Source organism: Temperatibacter marinus, from assembly GCF_031598375.1.
Taxonomy (GTDB): domain Bacteria; phylum Pseudomonadota; class Alphaproteobacteria; order Sphingomonadales; family Kordiimonadaceae; genus Temperatibacter; species Temperatibacter marinus.
Window position 1 is genome coordinate 2,537,958 of the sequence record NZ_CP123872.1, and the last position, 15,421, is coordinate 2,553,378.

Sequence of the window (15,421 nt, forward strand, 5' to 3'; positions counted from 1 at the left end):
TACAATAATCTATTGTTTTTCTAGCGTTTGTGGTGTTAAAAGACGCTTTAAATACTATATATTTCTTTAGATTTTGAGTAGTGAAAGGCCTTGATGATGAATGGCACAAACGATATTAGGAAAACATTCTTAGACTATTTCGGTGATAATGGTCACGAAATTGTTGCTTCTGCCCCCTTAGTGCCGATGAATGATCCAACCTTGTTGTTTACCAATGCGGGAATGGTGCCCTTTAAAAACCTTTTCACTGGTGCAGAAACACGAGATTATGTGAGAGCCACGAGCAGTCAGAAATGTGTGAGAGCTGGCGGTAAACATAATGATTTGGATAATGTAGGCTATACTGCACGCCATCATACCTTTTTCGAAATGTTAGGTAATTTTTCTTTTGGCGATTATTTCAAAGAAGAAGCCATTTATCATGCATGGAATCTGATCACCAAGGAATATGGCATAGACCCAAAACGTCTTTGTGTGACTGTCTATCATGAAGACGATCAAGCCTTTGACCTTTGGAAGAAGATTGGGGGCTTTTCAGATAGCGATATTATCCGTATTGCGACCAATGATAACTTTTGGTCTATGGGCGATACAGGTCCATGTGGTCCTTGTTCCGAGATTTTCTATGATCACGGCGATCATATCTGGGGAGACCGTCCTGGCACACCTGATGAAGACGGCGATCGTTTTGTAGAGATTTGGAATTTGGTTTTCATGCAATTCGAACAAATGGCTGATGGTACAAGAATAGACCTTCCAAAGCCGTCTATCGATACAGGCATGGGACTCGAGCGGATCTCAGCTTTGATGCAAGGGACGCATAATAATTATGAAACAGATCAGTTTAAGCGTCTCATCGATTCAGCGGAAACAGCAATTGGCAAGAGAGCCAATGAAGAAACGATCGCTTCGTACCGTGTAATCGCTGACCATCTTAGATCTTGCAGCTTCTTAATTACTGATGGTGTTTTACCTGCGAATGAAGGCCGAGGCTATGTTCTCAGAAGAATTATGCGCCGGGCTATGCGTCATGCGCATATGCTAGGGGCAAATGACCTTGTCATGCATCAAGTTGTCCCTGCACTCGTATCAGAGATGGGAGCTGCATATCCAGACCTTAATCGTGCTGAGGCGTTGATTACCGAAACATTAAAGCTGGAAGAGACACGCTTTAAATCTATGCTGGGTAAAGGGCTTAAACTTCTCGATGAAGAGATGAGTAAAATATCTACAGAGTCTGCCTTACCTGGGGATGTTGCATTTAAGCTTTATGATACATATGGTTTCCCGCTTGATCTTACCCAGGATGCATTACGGTCTCAGAACAGAGTCGTCGATGTTGACGGCTTTAATAAATCTATGGATGAGCAAAGAGCAAAAGCCCGCGCTGCTTGGTCAGGTTCTGGGGACGCAGGGACTGATAAATTATGGTTTGATCTAAAAGATGAGTTAGGGGCAACTGAATTCTTGGGCTATTCCGCTACTGAGGCTGAAGGTTTTGTACAGGCTCTTGTAGTAGACGGGGAACGCGTGCAAAAAGCAGCAGCTAACAATGAGGTTCTTGTGTTGGTGAATCAAACACCATTTTATGCAGAATCTGGCGGTCAAATGGGCGATGTTGGTACGCTTATCGGCGATGGAGTAGAAATTACTGTTACAGACACCAGAAAACTTGTTGGAGATCTTCATGTTCATGTAGGGACCGTAGAGAAGGGGACCCTGTGTGAAGGGACGACACTTGAGCTGAAGGTGAATGAAGACAGACGTAATAAATTGCGCGCCAATCACTCGGCCACTCACATACTGCATGAGGTGCTTAGGCGTCATTTAGGGGATCATGTCACACAAAAGGGCTCCCTAGTGGCTGAAGACCGTCTCAGGTTTGATATTGCACACCCTAAAGCGATTGAATCAGAGGAATTGAATGCAGTTGAGCGTGATGTTAATGAAATTATTCGTGGAAATAGCCCAGTAGGTACAAGTTTGATGACTTATGATGAGGCTGTAGACGCCGGAGCTATGGCCTTATTTGGTGAAAAATACGGCGACGAAGTTCGTGTTGTTTCTATGGGCGCGGTTGAATTAAATGGTCAATCCTTTTCTGTGGAACTGTGTGGGGGCACCCATGTAAAGCGTCTTGGAGATATCGGGCTATTTGTTATTGTCTCAGAAAGCGCCGTTTCTTCTGGTGTACGTCGGATTGAGGCCTTAACGGGTGAAGCTGCACGTCAATATTACGATGACTATCTTCAGACTGTTCGTGCAACTTCAGCTTTACTCAAAACGTCACCGGCAGAGCTGAAGGATCGTGTTGCTGCGCTTCAAACGGAAAGAAAAAACCTTGAGCGGGAATTAGCTGAAGCCAAAAAACAACTGGCATTAGGCGGAGGCGGCGCAAAGGGACCAGATATTAAAGAAATTAATGGCACAAAATTCCTTGGTCAAATATTAGAGGGTGTGAATCCTAAAGATCTTCGTGGCCTTGTTGATGAAGCGAAAGCTACCGTTGGATCTGGTATTATTGCTTATGTCGCTACAAACGATGGAAAAGCAGCGCTTGTTGTCGGCGTTACAGAAGATGTTGTTGGTAATTTTAGTGCTGTTGATCTTATTCGCGCCGCGGTGCCAGCTGTTGGCGGCAAGGGCGGTGGAGGCCGGCCTGACATGGCTCAAGCTGGTGGTCCAGATGCCTCAGGGGCTCAAGCAGCTATAGAAGCCATTGAAACAATGATTACTAAGTCATAACAGAGGTAGGTTACGATGCGCGGTGTAGCTTTCATACTTGGTATTATCGGTATCTATTTTGCTAGCCTTCTGTTTATTACAGAAGAGGAAGTCGTGAGGCCACCCTCTATATCGGGAAAGGTTGTGACAAAAGAGGTGACCTTTCCCAATTTTGAAGATCCAAGGTTTCTTCGGATCTATTTACCTGCTGATTATGAAACGTCAGATAAAGAGTATCCTGTAATATATATGCATGACGGGCAAAATTTATTTGATGATGCTACTTCCTATGGTGGAGAATGGGGCATAGATGAAACGCTTCTTTCTCTAGAAAAATCTGGATTCTCAGGTGCCATTGTTGTGGGAATTGATAATTCGGGAATTGGACGTATGTCAGAATATGCTCCGTGGAGCTTCTCTTTAAAGAAATTCAATTACAGAGGTTTGGGGGCAGCGTATCTTAACCATGTAGCAGATGTCATCAAACCGGATATCGATGAAACCTATCGGACAAAAATAGGCCCAGAACATACTGTGTTAGCGGGCAGTTCGATGGGGGGATTAATCTCTCTCTATGGTGGGCTAACACGTGCGGACACGTTTGGTAAAGTCATGGCTCTTTCGTCAACTTTGATAGAAGATGTTGTTGGGGATAATTTTATCAATATGATTAAATTCCCACGGGCAACTTCTCCTTCTCTGATCTACTTGGATATCGGTGATCTAGAGGCGGATAGTCGATTAATAAATCGGACACAGATGATCGCAACTGCCATAAGAAATGAAGGTATTGAGGTGAAGTTTGAAGTGATCCAGGGTGGTCTGCATAAGGAAAGTGCTTGGCGAGATCGATTTGCAGATATTTTAGAGAAAATGGATCTATAACTTTATCGGAGGGGGTCATGACAAGAATTATGCGATGTGACTGGGCCAACAGTCATGAACTATTTTATGACTATCACGATAAAGAGTGGGGGATACCTGAGTATAATGATCAAAAACTTTTTGAGATACTCACACTCGAATCTGCTCAATCTGGTTTAAGCTGGCTGACCATTTTAAAAAAACGTTCTGGCTATAGAAAAGCTTTCTTAGATTTCGATATTCAAACAGTCGCCTCATTTGGTCAAGACAAGGTGGAAGCATTACTTTTGAATGCTGAAATCGTGCGACACCGCCAAAAAATAGAATCGACGATAAACAATGCTAAAATTATCCTATCCATGCAATCAAATGGACAGTCTTTTTCTAAACTTGTCTGGTCTTATGTTAACGGCACGCCCATGAGAGATGGAACGCAGCCTAGTAAAACGGCTCTGAGTGATAAGATGAGTAAAGAATTGAAGAAGCTTGGATTTAAATTTGTTGGATCAACAACCTGTTATTCATTTTTACAAGCTGCAGGTCTAGTTAACGATCATCAACCCCACTGTTTCATGTGTAAAGATATTTCTGAGTAACTGGCTATTAGCTTATAAAAAAAGCGGCCTCGTAGGAGACCGCTTTCTTCAAATTATCTGAAGAGTGTTAGGCGTTATAGCCAAGCTCTTTTTGTAGGTTTTCATCAACTTTGTCGAAGAATTGACTTGTTGTCATCCATGATTGGTTTGGCCCAATAAGAAGCGCCAAGTCTTTTGTCATGTGACCACTTTCAACAGTTTGTACACAAACTTGTTCAAGTTTCTCAGCAAAATCAACAACTTCTGGTGTCTCATCCATTTTACCGCGGAATTTAAGACCCCGTGTCCATGCAAAGATAGAAGCAATCGGATTTGTTGATGTTTCTTTACCTTCTTGGTGTTGTCTGTAGTGACGCGTTACAGTACCATGTGCCGCTTCGGCTTCGACAGTTTTCCCATCTGGTGTCATCAACACAGATGTCATAAGACCGAGTGAGCCAAAACCTTGGGCAACAGTATCACTTTGAACGTCACCATCATAGTTCTTACAAGCCCAAACAAATTTACCAGACCATTTCATTGCGCATGCAACCATATCGTCGATAAGGCGGTGCTCATAGTGAATACCAGCTGCTTTGAATTTGTCTGCAAATTCAGCATCATATACTTCTTCAAATAAATCTTTGAAACGACCATCATAGGCTTTCATGATTGTATTTTTTGTCGATAGATAGACAGGCCAGCCACGCTCTAAGCCATAGTTCATACAAGCCCGAGCAAAGTCTCTGATAGATGCATCAAGATTGTACATGCCCATGGCTACACCAGCTTCTGGGAATTGAAAGATTTCACGTTCAATTGGCTCGCCGCCATCTTCAGGAGTGAAAGTCATTGTCAATTTACCAGCGCCAGGAACTAGAAAGTCTGTAGCACGGTATTGGTCACCAAAAGCGTGACGACCAATAACAATCGGAGACGTCCATCCAGGAACTAGACGAGGAACATTTTGCATAATGATAGGCTCACGGAAGACTGTACCACCGAGAATGTTTCGGATGGTCCCATTCGGCGAACGCCACATTTGTTTTAGATCAAATTCTTCAACACGTTGTTCATCAGGTGTAATTGTTGCACATTTCACACCGACACCATGTTTTTTAATAGCTTCAGCGGCATCCACAGTGATCTGATCATCTGTTTCATCCCGTTTCTCTACGCTTAGATCATAATATTTAAGATCTACATCTAGATAGCGAAGAATTAATCTTTCACGGATCCATTGCCAGATAATGCGTGTCATTTCGTCACCGTCGATTTCAACGATAGGATTTTTTACTTTAATTTTTTCCATAGTACCCTCAATACAGTGAGACTGTTAATCCAGAGTTGAATATATCTTCAACCAATGAAAAGTTAGATTTTTAGCTTCTAATGGAAACTAAATTCTTTGAAATTTGGGCGCACCCTATCAAAATGACTCTGAAGAAGAAAGGAGAAAGATGCCCAAAAAGTGAAAAAAAGCACCTTTAGATATAATTCTTTACATAAATTTACTTTTTGACTGAAAGACTTCTTCATAGCCAGCTTCTATAAGAGGCGCTAATTCTTCTATTGAAGAGACAACAGTGAATAGATTTTTATTTTGTTTATCAGCAAATCCAGCATCTATTAAGTGATCAAGAAATGATAGTAAAGGATTCCAATAGCCATTCACGTTAAAAAGATAAATGGGCTTACAGTGTAAGCGCAGCTGTGCCCACGTTAGCATTTCAAAAAATTCATCCATTGATCCAAGACCGCCAGGTAAGACAATGAAGGCATCACTTTTTTCAAACATATGGTTTTTACGTTCATGCATATTTTTTGTGATGATAGTTTCATCCATTCCAGCTTGGGTGATCTCAATAGAATTTAGATGTTCTGGGATAATCCCAATCACGGGACCGCCTGCTGCCATAGTCGAGCGCGCTACAACGCCCATCAATCCGATACTTCCAGCACCGTAAACCAATGTTTTGCCGTTTTCTCCAAGCCATGTCCCTAGGTCGACAGCAGTCTTTTCATAGAAGGAGTGGTCACCCATTCTTGAGCCACAGTATACACATATAGAATTGATTTTTTTATGTTGAGCCATCAAACAGTCCTCGATTGTCACTTTCTGTGTAAATTTATGAAAATGCCCTAGTTTTGTCAAAGTTTTACAATAGATCTTACTGAGTATGATAACAGAGGTGTTTATTGTGTAAAGCTGTGCCTCATTATTAATTGTTCAGCTTTTATAGACAGATACACCTTTTCTAGCTTATAAGAGTAAAAGGACTCTTTGGGTAAAAGTCTTTAACTACAGATATTGGGTTGCTCTATGAATTCACCGATGAATTCCACACAAAAGAAAGTTGCTTTGGCTGCTGGATTAAGTCTGGTTGTTGTGGCGGGCTATTTTCTCTTTTCAGGTGATCCTGAACAGCCTCACTCAACCCCGAACGTTCAGAAGCCTATCTCTGCTGAAGGTCCCTCAGAAAGTGCGATTCCTGCTATAAAGAAGCCTACTTTTGACTTGGTTCGAATTTCACAGAGAGGCACAGGTGTTGTTGCTGGAAATAGTGAAGCAGGGGCTTTAGTATCCCTTTATGGAGATGGCTTATTGCTGTCTACTGTGAAAGCAGAAGATACTGGAGACTGGGTTGTCATTCTTCAAGAACCTTTGAAACCTGGGGCTCTTAAGTTTACAATTACTTCTGAAATACCAGGATCTGCAATCATTAAATCCGACGACGAAGTGCTTGTATCTGTGCCGACAAGGGAAGAAAATAAATTTCTCAAGGATAAAAAGTCTGGTGTTCTCGCTCTTCTTTCAAAAAAGGATGGGACTGGACCTTCTAAGGTTCTTCAAAAGCCAGGAGGTGCTGTCTTCTCGGAAGTTGGGGATTCTCTCTCAATTGATACAATTGAATACGGTGGGGGTAAAGGCTTTATCAATGGGCAATCTCTACCGCGAGTAGAAGTCCGTGTCTATCTTGATGATAAATTTCTTGGCAATGAAAAAGCGAATGATAAAGGTCAGTGGTCCCTGCAGATCTCTAATTTTAATTTATCAATGGGCCAGCACGTCATACGTGTGGATCAGACCATTAATGAAGGGGATGTAAAGCTGCGCATAGAACAGCCCTTCGAGACTGGAATTCCGCTTGACCCATCACAAGCCAAAAATGGGGTTATTGTAAAGCCCGGGAATACACTTTGGCATATTGCACGGAAACTTTATGGATCTGGCGTTCAATATACGATGATTTTTCAAGAAAATAGTGAGAAGATTGCCAATCCAGATCTGATTTATCCTGGTCAAATATTTGAATTGCCAAATAGAAATAAATAACTAAATCAGTTAGTTAATTGATTGACTTCAAGTTTGATGAAAACTCCAATAAGCCATTCTCAAGTGCTAGTAAGATATATGTCACTGCAGAAATAACTCCTACGTGATCAAGCTTATTTCTTGAGATTGTTTTCTCTTTAAAATGAATCTCATGCTTATTAACCAAATTATAGGGGCGGTGTTTGCTTCTACGGCTCATATAATACTGTGAAAGTGCGGATTTGCGCTTTGCTGCATTTTCAGCTGTGTAATAAATACGCCCTAAAGTGCCCGTCAGCGTAATTTCTGTAGAGGCTTTCCCATTTTCCACATAAGCCGTAAACGGAATGCCTTTCCACGAGAAATCTAGGCGATCCAAATCCTGAGATTCGATCATTTCTAAGTGAGATATTATTTTATCTACAGATTTATGTAGCTGTGAAGGCACTTTGATCCTCAACTCTTATACAAATTAATGCGCAGTCGTCCTTAATTTCTTAGCGTCTTTAAACAAATCATACAAATAGAAAAGCCTCATACCCCAATAAAATTTCGAAAACTGTAATTTTTTATGGTGGTTAGAGATATTTTACCGTAAAAGAGGGGCATATGCCCCACATCAAGTTTTTTGTGTTGGGGATAAGACAAATAAAGAGAGTATACCTATGAAGTCTTATGAAGTTGTCATGACTCCTATTCACCAAGAAGGGCATCGTTGGATCGCCATATTTGCTGCTGTATCCGCTTTACTTTTCCTCGTTGGTCCTACCCTTGGTTGGATTGGACTAATTCTGACCCTTTGGTGTGTCTATTTTTTCCGTGACCCAAATCGTGTCGTTCCCAAACAAGAGGGCATCCTAGTAAGCCCGGCAGATGGGACTGTTTGTGCAATAACTGAAGCCATTCCACCAAAGGAACTTGATCTTGGTGACGAGCCAATGATGCGAATCTCAGTTTTTCTGTCTGTCTTTAATGTTCATGTTAACAGAGTGCCAGCTGCAGGAACAATTAAGAAGGTTGTTCATATCAATGGCCACTATTTAGATGCAGCTGTACCTGAAGCCAGTGAAATTAATGAGCGTGTTGTCGTAAGCATGGAAACTGAAGATGGAGCGACAATCGTCTTTAATCAGGTGGCAGGTTTAGTTGCACGTCGTATTCTTTGTGATTTAGAAGACGGGGATAAAGTCGAGCGGGGCGACCGTTTTGGACTGATACGATTTGGAAGCCGTAATGATATCTATTTAGATAAAAAATACGCACCTCTCGTTGAAATTGGCCAGACTATGGTTGGCGGGGAAACTGTTATCGCTGCAATTCAGTCCTAAGGGAATTTGAGCTCTATTTATGACGGCAAAACCTAAACTTTTAAAGAATATTTCCATGCGCGCAATTGCCCCTAGTGTTGTTACACTTATGGCCTTTTGCCTAGGCATTACGTCTATCCGATTTGCCCTTGCAGGGCAGTGGGAAATGGCAATCGCTGCAATATTCCTAGCCGGTATTTTTGATGGCTTAGATGGCACAGTAGCCAGATTACTTAAAAGTACATCCCGCTTTGGGGCTGAACTTGATAGTCTCTCTGATATTGTCTCTTTTGGGGTGTCGCCGGCTGTGGTTCTTTACTTATGGACCCTTCAGTCCCTTGATAAGCTTGGATGGGCAATTGCTTTGGTCTATGCAGCTGGCATGGCTTTGAGACTGGCACGCTTTAATGCGCATATAGATGAGGACGATGAACCAAAGAAAAAGATGGGGTTCCTGACAGGGGTTCCTGCTCCCATGGGGGCTGGCTTGTTGGCCATGCCCATGCTTGTTGATTTTATCTTAATGACAGACTTTGCTCAAAGCTCGCCTTACATCGTAGCAGTCTATGTTGTTTTTGTTACCCTCTTAATGGTGTCATCTTTGCCTACACCGTCGCTAAAAGGCCTAAAAATAGCTAAAGATGCTTTCATTCCAACCATGCTCTTTATTGTAGTGCTGATTGGAACGCTTTTTGTTTATCCATGGCCTGCACTCTTTGCAATTGGGGTAATTTACTATGCATTTCTTCCTGTGTGTATTGTAAAATATAGGAAAATTGTCAAAGCACGAAATTCTTAGCCTCTAAATAATCCATGTGTAGTTAATCAAAAGCCTCCTTTTCTAGGGGGCTTTTTTGATATGTGCGATTGTACAGTCATCATTTGGCACCAAAATTGCTTATTAGTGAGGTGAAATTAGGAAGAACAGCAACTGAGCTAAAAGGAATTGTTATGACTGTAAAATCATCGAATTCAATTGTGGATGTATCCGGTCTTGGGAAATTATTCGTTATTACGGGTGTTTTATTGCTTTTGTCAGCTTGTGGTGCTCAAGACCTTTGGCAAGGCGGTGATGTAAAAACGCGCGCTTCCTCAGAAAGAAATACATTAGAGATCGCATATAATAAAGATCAAGATCGAGAGATGACCGATCGCCTAAATGCTCTTGAGGGGCTTTATATCGATCTCATGCGCGAGGTTAAAACTCAAAACGAAGCAGTTGCGACTATGACTCGTCTAATGGAAACACAAAAGCAACAATCAATAGACGCCGATGAATTAGGACGTGTTTCAAATGCTATTCGTGTGCTTGATGGTAAAATGAATCAAGCTCTAAATCGTATTTCAAAAACTGAAATGTTCTTGGGTAAATCATCTAGCCGTCAACAGCAGAATGCGACACCTCAAATGATAGGGGACGGCAATCAATTTGCTGCACGGATTGGTAATTATAGAAGCGAAGCTCAAGTAAAAGCTGCTTGGGATAAGCTTAAATCACGATATTCTAATGAATTGTCTGGTCTTACGCCCATTACATCAACAATTGAAGACCCAACAATAGGAAAACTTATTAACCTTATGGTTGGTCCATTTGCCTCCAGCTCAGATGCAAATGCTTTGTGTAACAGTTTAAAAGCAAAGGGAGAGCCTGCATGTAGTGTTGCTAAATATCAAGGGAAAGCTATCTAGCAGCATAGGATGACATTTGAAGAGCCTAACAAGAAAACACCTGAGGTTGCCTGAGGTGTTTTTGCCTTTATAAGGAAAATCCTAATGACGGGTGATAGAAGACTGTACAGGTAGGAGTGATCTTAATTCTAATTCCGATAGAGCAACAACCTTTGGAAAGCGCGGGAATGTCACAAATGATTTAAGAGTTTGAAAGATGGCGTAAATGGCAACGGCACCAATTACCAAAAAGATTGATAATGCTATTATATGTGCGAAAGTCATTTACTATCTCCTTATGATCACCTTATGTTCTTTCTATGTTCTATTATAAATCAGCCTTTCTGTCAAGAACATTATGAGAACATAGTGAAATTCCAACTATTTGTTTTCTTAAACAATAAAATAATGTACTACTCGAATTAAGTGAGCAGCACGTTTGTGGACTGCGATTAAAAAGATAGTGGTAAATTATGTCAGCTAACACCAAGGGTGACACACGCGCATCCAAAGCCAAGACCTCTGATGGAAGGTCCAGTAACGAAAGCCAATTAGATTCTAATCTAGGGAAATCTGCTTCGTCAAAAAGGCGCAATACTTCTGGGCAAAAAAGCTCTAATTCCAAACATAGACGTAGAAATAACGGTTTCAAAGGCATTCAAACTCGTAAAGATCAGTTTGGGAATAGCAGAAAAGCCATTTATTCCGCCATTGACCTTGGTACAAATAATTGTCGTCTCTTAATTGCAAAACCAACAGCGAATGGATTCAGAGTAATAGATGCCTTCTCCAGAATTGTTCGATTAGGGGAGGGATTAGAATCTTCAGGAATGCTGTCAGAGGCTGCAATGGATCGGACCATTGACGCGTTAAAAATATGTGCTGAGAAACTTGCTCGTCGCGGTGTTACAACGATGCATCATGTGGCCACAGAGGCCTGTCGTGTCGCCAAAAATAGTGACGAATTTATCAAACGTGTTAAGCAGGAAACAGGTATTAATATCGATGTCATCAGTGCAGCAGACGAGGCTCGTCTGGCAGTGATGGGGTGCCAATCCTTAATTTCACGTGGCAACCGCCATGCCTTGGTATTTGATATCGGCGGAGGCAGTACAGAACTGATATGGGTAAGCATCAGCCGGAACAATAAAACAGAGATAAAAGGCTGGACATCTGTCCCTTGGGGGGTTGTTAACCTCTCTGAGAAATATGGAACGGAAGCTGGGGATATTTCTGCCGAAGATTATCGAAGTATGGTCAATGTTGTCTATGATCATATTTTAGCCTTTGAAGAAGCGTATAAAATCAGAGATATCGTGAAGCGGAGTAAAGTTCAATTTCTGGGCACTAGCGGTACAGTGACGACATTAGCAAGTTTACATATGAATTTAGCAAGATACGATCGCAGCAAAGTAGACGGAGCATGGATGCAAGCTCGTGATATTAGAAGGCTCTCTAATGAAGTGGCGGCGATGACCTACGCCGAACGATCTGCACAACCTTGCATTGGTGAAGAAAGAGCAGATCTTGTTGTCGCGGGCTGTGCTATCATTGAAGCGGTACTTGGCATGTGGCCTGTTAATAGTCTTCGTGTTGCAGACCGCGGCATTAGAGAGGGCATCTTGAGAAATCTCATGCAGCGAGATCAAGCGCCAAATCCACAATGGCGACAGAATAGAAATAATGCTAATAGAAGTGGTGACTCTTCAAAGGATCGCAGCTACCGAAAGAAAAAGCATAGAAAAGGTTCAGCCTCTTCTCAGAGTGAGACAAAACATGACTAAAAAAAGTTGGAGCAGCCGTCAAGGAAATGAGAGAACACGTGTTTCATCTCAAACAGAATCTAGTGCGCTTGGGGATACGAGAAGCCGTGCGCGCGGTGAGAATAAGGTACGTGTGAAGACAGCAAGGGGACGGACAACTTCATCTCAGCGATGGTTACAGCGTCAATTAAACGATCCCTATGTAGCTGAAGCAAACCGGCTAGGCTATCGCTCTCGCGCGGCTTTTAAATTGAAAGAAATCGATGATAAATATGATATTTTATCAGGGGCTCGCCGGATTGTAGACTTGGGTTGTGCTCCAGGAGGCTGGACACAGTATATATGTGAAAAGCTTGCCGGGAAGGCTCAGATTATTGGCATTGATTTACAAGAAGTTGAACCAATTCAAGGGGCAAAAATGTGGGTGAAGGATTTTATGGATCCAGATGCTGAACATGAACTTATGGCTGAGCTAGAAGGCCCCGCGGATGTTGTTCTTTCAGATATGGCAAATGCGAGTACAGGTCACAAGCAAACAGATCACTTGAAAACCATCGCGCTTGCCGAAGCAGCTCTTGATTTTGCAATAAAAGTTTTGGTGAAGGACGGTCATTTTGCAGCTAAAATTCTACAAGGGGGGTCTGACAAGGTCGTCGTAGACAAACTTAATCAACATTTTCATAAGGTGAGGCATTTTAAACCCCCAAGCAGTCGTCAAGGATCCACGGAATGGTTTGTTGTCGCTCAGGGGTTTAAGGGCAGGAAAGATCCAAAGTAGTGAAGGCTTGTCTGAACAAGCAAAGCTATCTCCGTAATGGATACCTTCACCTAAAAGGTTTTTTGGACAGTTCTGAGATTAAGCAGGTTTTGCCGCTTCTCATTACACATCACTCAAATTGGTGTGATGACAACAGAATATTTTATGAAGATAAAGCTATAAATAGCTATAATCTAACAGGTTTTGATTATCTTACCGAAAAAGAAAAAGACCGATTATTCTCTTTTATTTGTCAAGAAAAAGTGACTGCAATGGTACAAGAGCTTCTTGGTTATGAAGCTTATTTTCTGGGCACTCAATTATTCTTTGATCCTTATGATGAAAAACAAAACAATTATTGGCACCGTGATATTCAATATGGTGAACTTTCTCTTCAAGATCAGAAAAGCATCCTGGGTGCATATAATCCCCTACATTTTAGATTTGCCATGCGAGATGAGAGAGGTATCGAACTTGTTCCGGGTTCTCATACAAGGTGGGATACACCAGAAGAAATGAAAGTAAGATTAGAACAAGAAGGGCACCTTTCACATGAACCGTTAAAAACGGGCCAAGTCATAGAATTAAAAAGGGGTGATCTGCTTATATTTTCTGCATTTATGATCCATAGAGGCCTATACGGCGATGATCGTCTATCTCTTGATCTACTCTATAGTGATTGGTCACCGGATGTGTCAAATTTTCTACAAAATAATTGCCTCCCCAAAAAAGCGAACCTTACGAAGTTTGAAGCCCCTGACATGCTGATAAATAGCTATTCCCTGCAAGAGCAGAAATAAATTGGCTCTCATGATACTTTTCCATTGCCTTTAGTATAAGTTCAGAGTACATGAGGGCGAACATCTTTTCCCCGATTATTATCGGAAAGTGTTACCTATGCATGGGCATGGGGCCAGATTTCTGGTTAGGTTAAAGCGACTTATAAAGTCCCAACTACCGATAGGTGTTCGCAAATGAATATACGACTTGGTCTTACTTTTGATGATGTTCTTCTTGTCCCTGCTGCTTCTGATGTGATGCCAGCTCAAGTGGATGTGAGAACACAACTTACTCAATCTATTCAATTAAATATTCCTCTTCTGTCTGCAGCCATGGATACTGTTACAGAAGCTAAAATGGCTATTGGTATGGCTCGTGATGGTGGTATCGGTGTTATTCACCGCAATATGACTGACGAAGAACAAGCGACAATGGTACGCCAAGTTAAAAAATATGAATCTGGTATGGTGGTTAATCCTGTAACGATGTACCCAGACCAGACCTTGGCTGATGCTCTTGATTTAATGAAGCGCCATAAAATTTCAGGCATACCAGTGGTAGAACGAGTGGACGGAAATATACCGAGTAAGTTGGTCGGCATTGTAACACACAGAGATGTGAGATTTGCAAGCCAGATGGCGACACCCATATCAGAATTGATGACCCGCGATGTTATTACAGTCAAAGAAGGCGTTTCTTCTGAAGAAGCCAAAAAGCTTTTCCACACACATCGGATAGAAAAATTAATTGTTGTGAATGATAACTATCATTGTGTTGGCCTCGTCACTGTCAAAGATATGGAAAAAGCAGTTGCACATCCAAACGCTGCTAAAGATACGCAAGGTCGCTTAAGAGTAGCTGCCGCCTCGACAGTAGGGGACAAAGGCTATGAGCGGGCACTTGCATTAATTGATGCGGAGGTCGATCTGCTCGTTTTAGACACAGCGCATGGACATTCAAGTCATGTTGTGTCTCAGGTTGAACGCATTAAGAAGGAATTTTCCCATGTACAAGTGGTGGCAGGTAATATAGCAACGGCTGCCGCCGCCGAAGCTCTTATTGGGGCTGGAGCTGATTGTCTCAAAGTCGGTATTGGCCCGGGATCTATCTGTACAACACGTGTTGTCGCTGGAGTGGGCGTTCCTCAATTAACAGCTGTTTCTGATGTTTCTGAAGTGGCCATTAAATCAAATATTCCTGTCATTGCGGATGGCGGCCTTCGTACATCGGGTGATATTGCTAAAGCTATGGCGGCTGGAGCGAGTGCTTGTATGGTTGGTTCGCTCCTAGCTGGTACAGAGGAAGCCCCTGGGGAAACATATTTATACCAAGGCCGCTCCTATAAAGCTTATCGCGGTATGGGCTCTGTTGGTGCCATGGCTCAAGGCTCTGCAGATCGATATTTCCAAGGCGAAATCAAAGATACACTCAAACTTGTGCCAGAAGGTATCGAAGGTCAAGTTCCTTACAAAGGGCCTGCTGGAACAATGGTTCATCAACTTGTCGGTGGTCTTCGTGCTGGTATGGGCTATACGGGCTGCCAGACTATTCCTGAAATGTGGGAAAAAGCTGAATTCGTTCGCATCACAAACTCTGGGCTCAAAGAAAGCCATGTCCACGATGTGACCATCACACGGGAATCCCCTAACTATCCGGCGGGTAAATAA

Annotated in this window: 15 protein-coding genes; 11 read left to right on the plus strand and 4 right to left on the minus strand. The window is 42.2% G+C overall.

Annotation, left to right across the window (positions count from 1 at the left end; all coding sequences use genetic code 11):
* Positions 1-96 precede the first annotated feature (96 nt).
* The 3 genes from alaS to QGN29_RS11390 are packed head-to-tail and all read left to right on the plus strand — an operon-like array spanning position 97 to position 4,184.
* Entirely contained in the window at positions 97-2,745 is a 2,649-nt protein-coding gene (gene alaS, locus QGN29_RS11380) for an alanine--tRNA ligase (protein ID WP_375164706.1), read from the plus strand.
* Between the two features lie 15 nt (positions 2,746-2,760).
* The gene (locus tag QGN29_RS11385) at positions 2,761-3,609 is read left to right on the plus strand and encodes an alpha/beta hydrolase (RefSeq protein WP_310797987.1); all 849 of its coding nucleotides are present in this window, start codon (positions 2,761-2,763) and stop codon (positions 3,607-3,609) included.
* Between the two features lie 17 nt (positions 3,610-3,626).
* Positions 3,627-4,184, plus strand: coding sequence for a DNA-3-methyladenine glycosylase I (locus QGN29_RS11390; RefSeq protein ID WP_310797988.1), 558 nt, complete (start codon positions 3,627-3,629; stop codon positions 4,182-4,184).
* 67 nt (positions 4,185-4,251) lie between these two features.
* On the opposite strand, the gene QGN29_RS11395 is transcribed toward QGN29_RS11390, so the two are convergent.
* Both QGN29_RS11395 and QGN29_RS11400 read right to left on the minus strand, forming a co-directional pair.
* A complete protein-coding gene (locus QGN29_RS11395; RefSeq protein ID WP_310797989.1) occupies positions 4,252-5,475 on the minus strand; it encodes an NADP-dependent isocitrate dehydrogenase in 1,224 nt (407 codons plus the stop codon).
* 189 nt (positions 5,476-5,664) lie between these two features.
* Positions 5,665-6,258, minus strand: coding sequence for an LOG family protein (locus QGN29_RS11400; RefSeq protein ID WP_310797990.1), 594 nt, complete (start codon positions 6,256-6,258; stop codon positions 5,665-5,667).
* A gap of 240 nt (positions 6,259-6,498) precedes the next feature.
* Between QGN29_RS11400 and QGN29_RS11405 the strand changes: the two genes are divergently transcribed.
* A complete protein-coding gene (locus tag QGN29_RS11405; protein ID WP_310797991.1) occupies positions 6,499-7,500 on the plus strand; it encodes a LysM peptidoglycan-binding domain-containing protein in 1,002 nt (333 codons plus the stop codon).
* A 13-nt stretch (positions 7,501-7,513) separates the two neighbouring features.
* Here the strand turns inward: QGN29_RS11405 and QGN29_RS11410 are convergent, their stop codons facing one another.
* Entirely contained in the window at positions 7,514-7,927 is a 414-nt protein-coding gene (locus tag QGN29_RS11410; RefSeq protein WP_310797992.1) for a hypothetical protein, read from the minus strand.
* Positions 7,928-8,138: 211 nt separating this feature from the next.
* On the opposite strand from QGN29_RS11410, the gene QGN29_RS11415 reads away from it, so the two are divergent.
* From QGN29_RS11415 to QGN29_RS11425, 3 genes are all read left to right on the plus strand, one after another.
* Positions 8,139-8,807 (plus strand): phosphatidylserine decarboxylase, encoded by a 669-nt coding sequence (locus QGN29_RS11415; protein ID WP_375164707.1) that lies wholly within the window; start codon positions 8,139-8,141, stop codon positions 8,805-8,807.
* A gap of 19 nt (positions 8,808-8,826) precedes the next feature.
* Positions 8,827-9,585, plus strand: a complete 759-nt coding sequence (gene pssA / locus QGN29_RS11420) for a CDP-diacylglycerol--serine O-phosphatidyltransferase (RefSeq protein WP_310797994.1) — start codon at positions 8,827-8,829, stop codon at positions 9,583-9,585.
* Positions 9,586-9,737: 152 nt separating this feature from the next.
* Positions 9,738-10,475, plus strand: coding sequence for an SPOR domain-containing protein (locus QGN29_RS11425; RefSeq protein ID WP_310797995.1), 738 nt, complete (start codon positions 9,738-9,740; stop codon positions 10,473-10,475).
* 81 nt (positions 10,476-10,556) lie between these two features.
* Here the strand turns inward: QGN29_RS11425 and QGN29_RS11430 are convergent, their stop codons facing one another.
* Positions 10,557-10,739: a hypothetical protein gene (locus QGN29_RS11430; RefSeq protein ID WP_310797996.1), complete on the minus strand. Its 183-nt coding sequence runs from the start codon at positions 10,737-10,739 to the stop codon at positions 10,557-10,559.
* Between the two features lie 188 nt (positions 10,740-10,927).
* Between QGN29_RS11430 and QGN29_RS11435 the strand changes: the two genes are divergently transcribed.
* From QGN29_RS11435 to guaB, 4 genes are all read left to right on the plus strand, one after another.
* Complete coding sequence (locus tag QGN29_RS11435) at positions 10,928-12,238, plus strand: Ppx/GppA phosphatase family protein (RefSeq protein WP_310797997.1); 1,311 nt, start codon at positions 10,928-10,930, stop codon at positions 12,236-12,238.
* The gene (locus QGN29_RS11440) at positions 12,231-12,995 is read left to right on the plus strand and encodes an RlmE family RNA methyltransferase (protein ID WP_310797998.1); all 765 of its coding nucleotides are present in this window, start codon (positions 12,231-12,233) and stop codon (positions 12,993-12,995) included. The genes QGN29_RS11435 and QGN29_RS11440 overlap by 8 nt, the downstream gene beginning before the upstream one ends.
* The gene (locus tag QGN29_RS11445; protein ID WP_310797999.1) at positions 12,995-13,774 is read left to right on the plus strand and encodes a phytanoyl-CoA dioxygenase family protein; all 780 of its coding nucleotides are present in this window, start codon (positions 12,995-12,997) and stop codon (positions 13,772-13,774) included. The genes QGN29_RS11440 and QGN29_RS11445 overlap by 1 nt, the downstream gene beginning before the upstream one ends.
* Positions 13,775-13,948: 174 nt before the next feature.
* Complete coding sequence (guaB, locus tag QGN29_RS11450; protein ID WP_310798000.1) at positions 13,949-15,421, plus strand: IMP dehydrogenase; 1,473 nt, start codon at positions 13,949-13,951, stop codon at positions 15,419-15,421.

Bases quoted from the DNA above. Each gene is read 5' to 3' on its own strand.
- alaS (WP_375164706.1), top strand. From the start codon at position 97: ATGAATGGCACAAACGATATTAGGAAAACATTCTTAGACTATTTCGGT.
- QGN29_RS11385 (WP_310797987.1), top strand. From the start codon at position 2,761: ATGCGCGGTGTAGCTTTCATACTTGGTATTATCGGTATCTATTTTGCT.
- QGN29_RS11390 (WP_310797988.1), top strand. From the start codon at position 3,627: ATGACAAGAATTATGCGATGTGACTGGGCCAACAGTCATGAACTATTT.
- QGN29_RS11395 (WP_310797989.1), bottom strand. From the start codon at position 5,475: ATGGAAAAAATTAAAGTAAAAAATCCTATCGTTGAAATCGACGGTGAC.
- QGN29_RS11400 (WP_310797990.1), bottom strand. From the start codon at position 6,258: ATGGCTCAACATAAAAAAATCAATTCTATATGTGTATACTGTGGCTCA.
- QGN29_RS11405 (WP_310797991.1), top strand. From the start codon at position 6,499: ATGAATTCCACACAAAAGAAAGTTGCTTTGGCTGCTGGATTAAGTCTG.
- pssA (WP_310797994.1), top strand. From the start codon at position 8,827: ATGACGGCAAAACCTAAACTTTTAAAGAATATTTCCATGCGCGCAATT.
- QGN29_RS11425 (WP_310797995.1), top strand. From the start codon at position 9,738: ATGACTGTAAAATCATCGAATTCAATTGTGGATGTATCCGGTCTTGGG.
- QGN29_RS11430 (WP_310797996.1), bottom strand. From the start codon at position 10,739: ATGACTTTCGCACATATAATAGCATTATCAATCTTTTTGGTAATTGGT.
- QGN29_RS11435 (WP_310797997.1), top strand. From the start codon at position 10,928: ATGTCAGCTAACACCAAGGGTGACACACGCGCATCCAAAGCCAAGACC.
- QGN29_RS11440 (WP_310797998.1), top strand. From the start codon at position 12,231: ATGACTAAAAAAAGTTGGAGCAGCCGTCAAGGAAATGAGAGAACACGT.
- guaB (WP_310798000.1), top strand. From the start codon at position 13,949: ATGAATATACGACTTGGTCTTACTTTTGATGATGTTCTTCTTGTCCCT.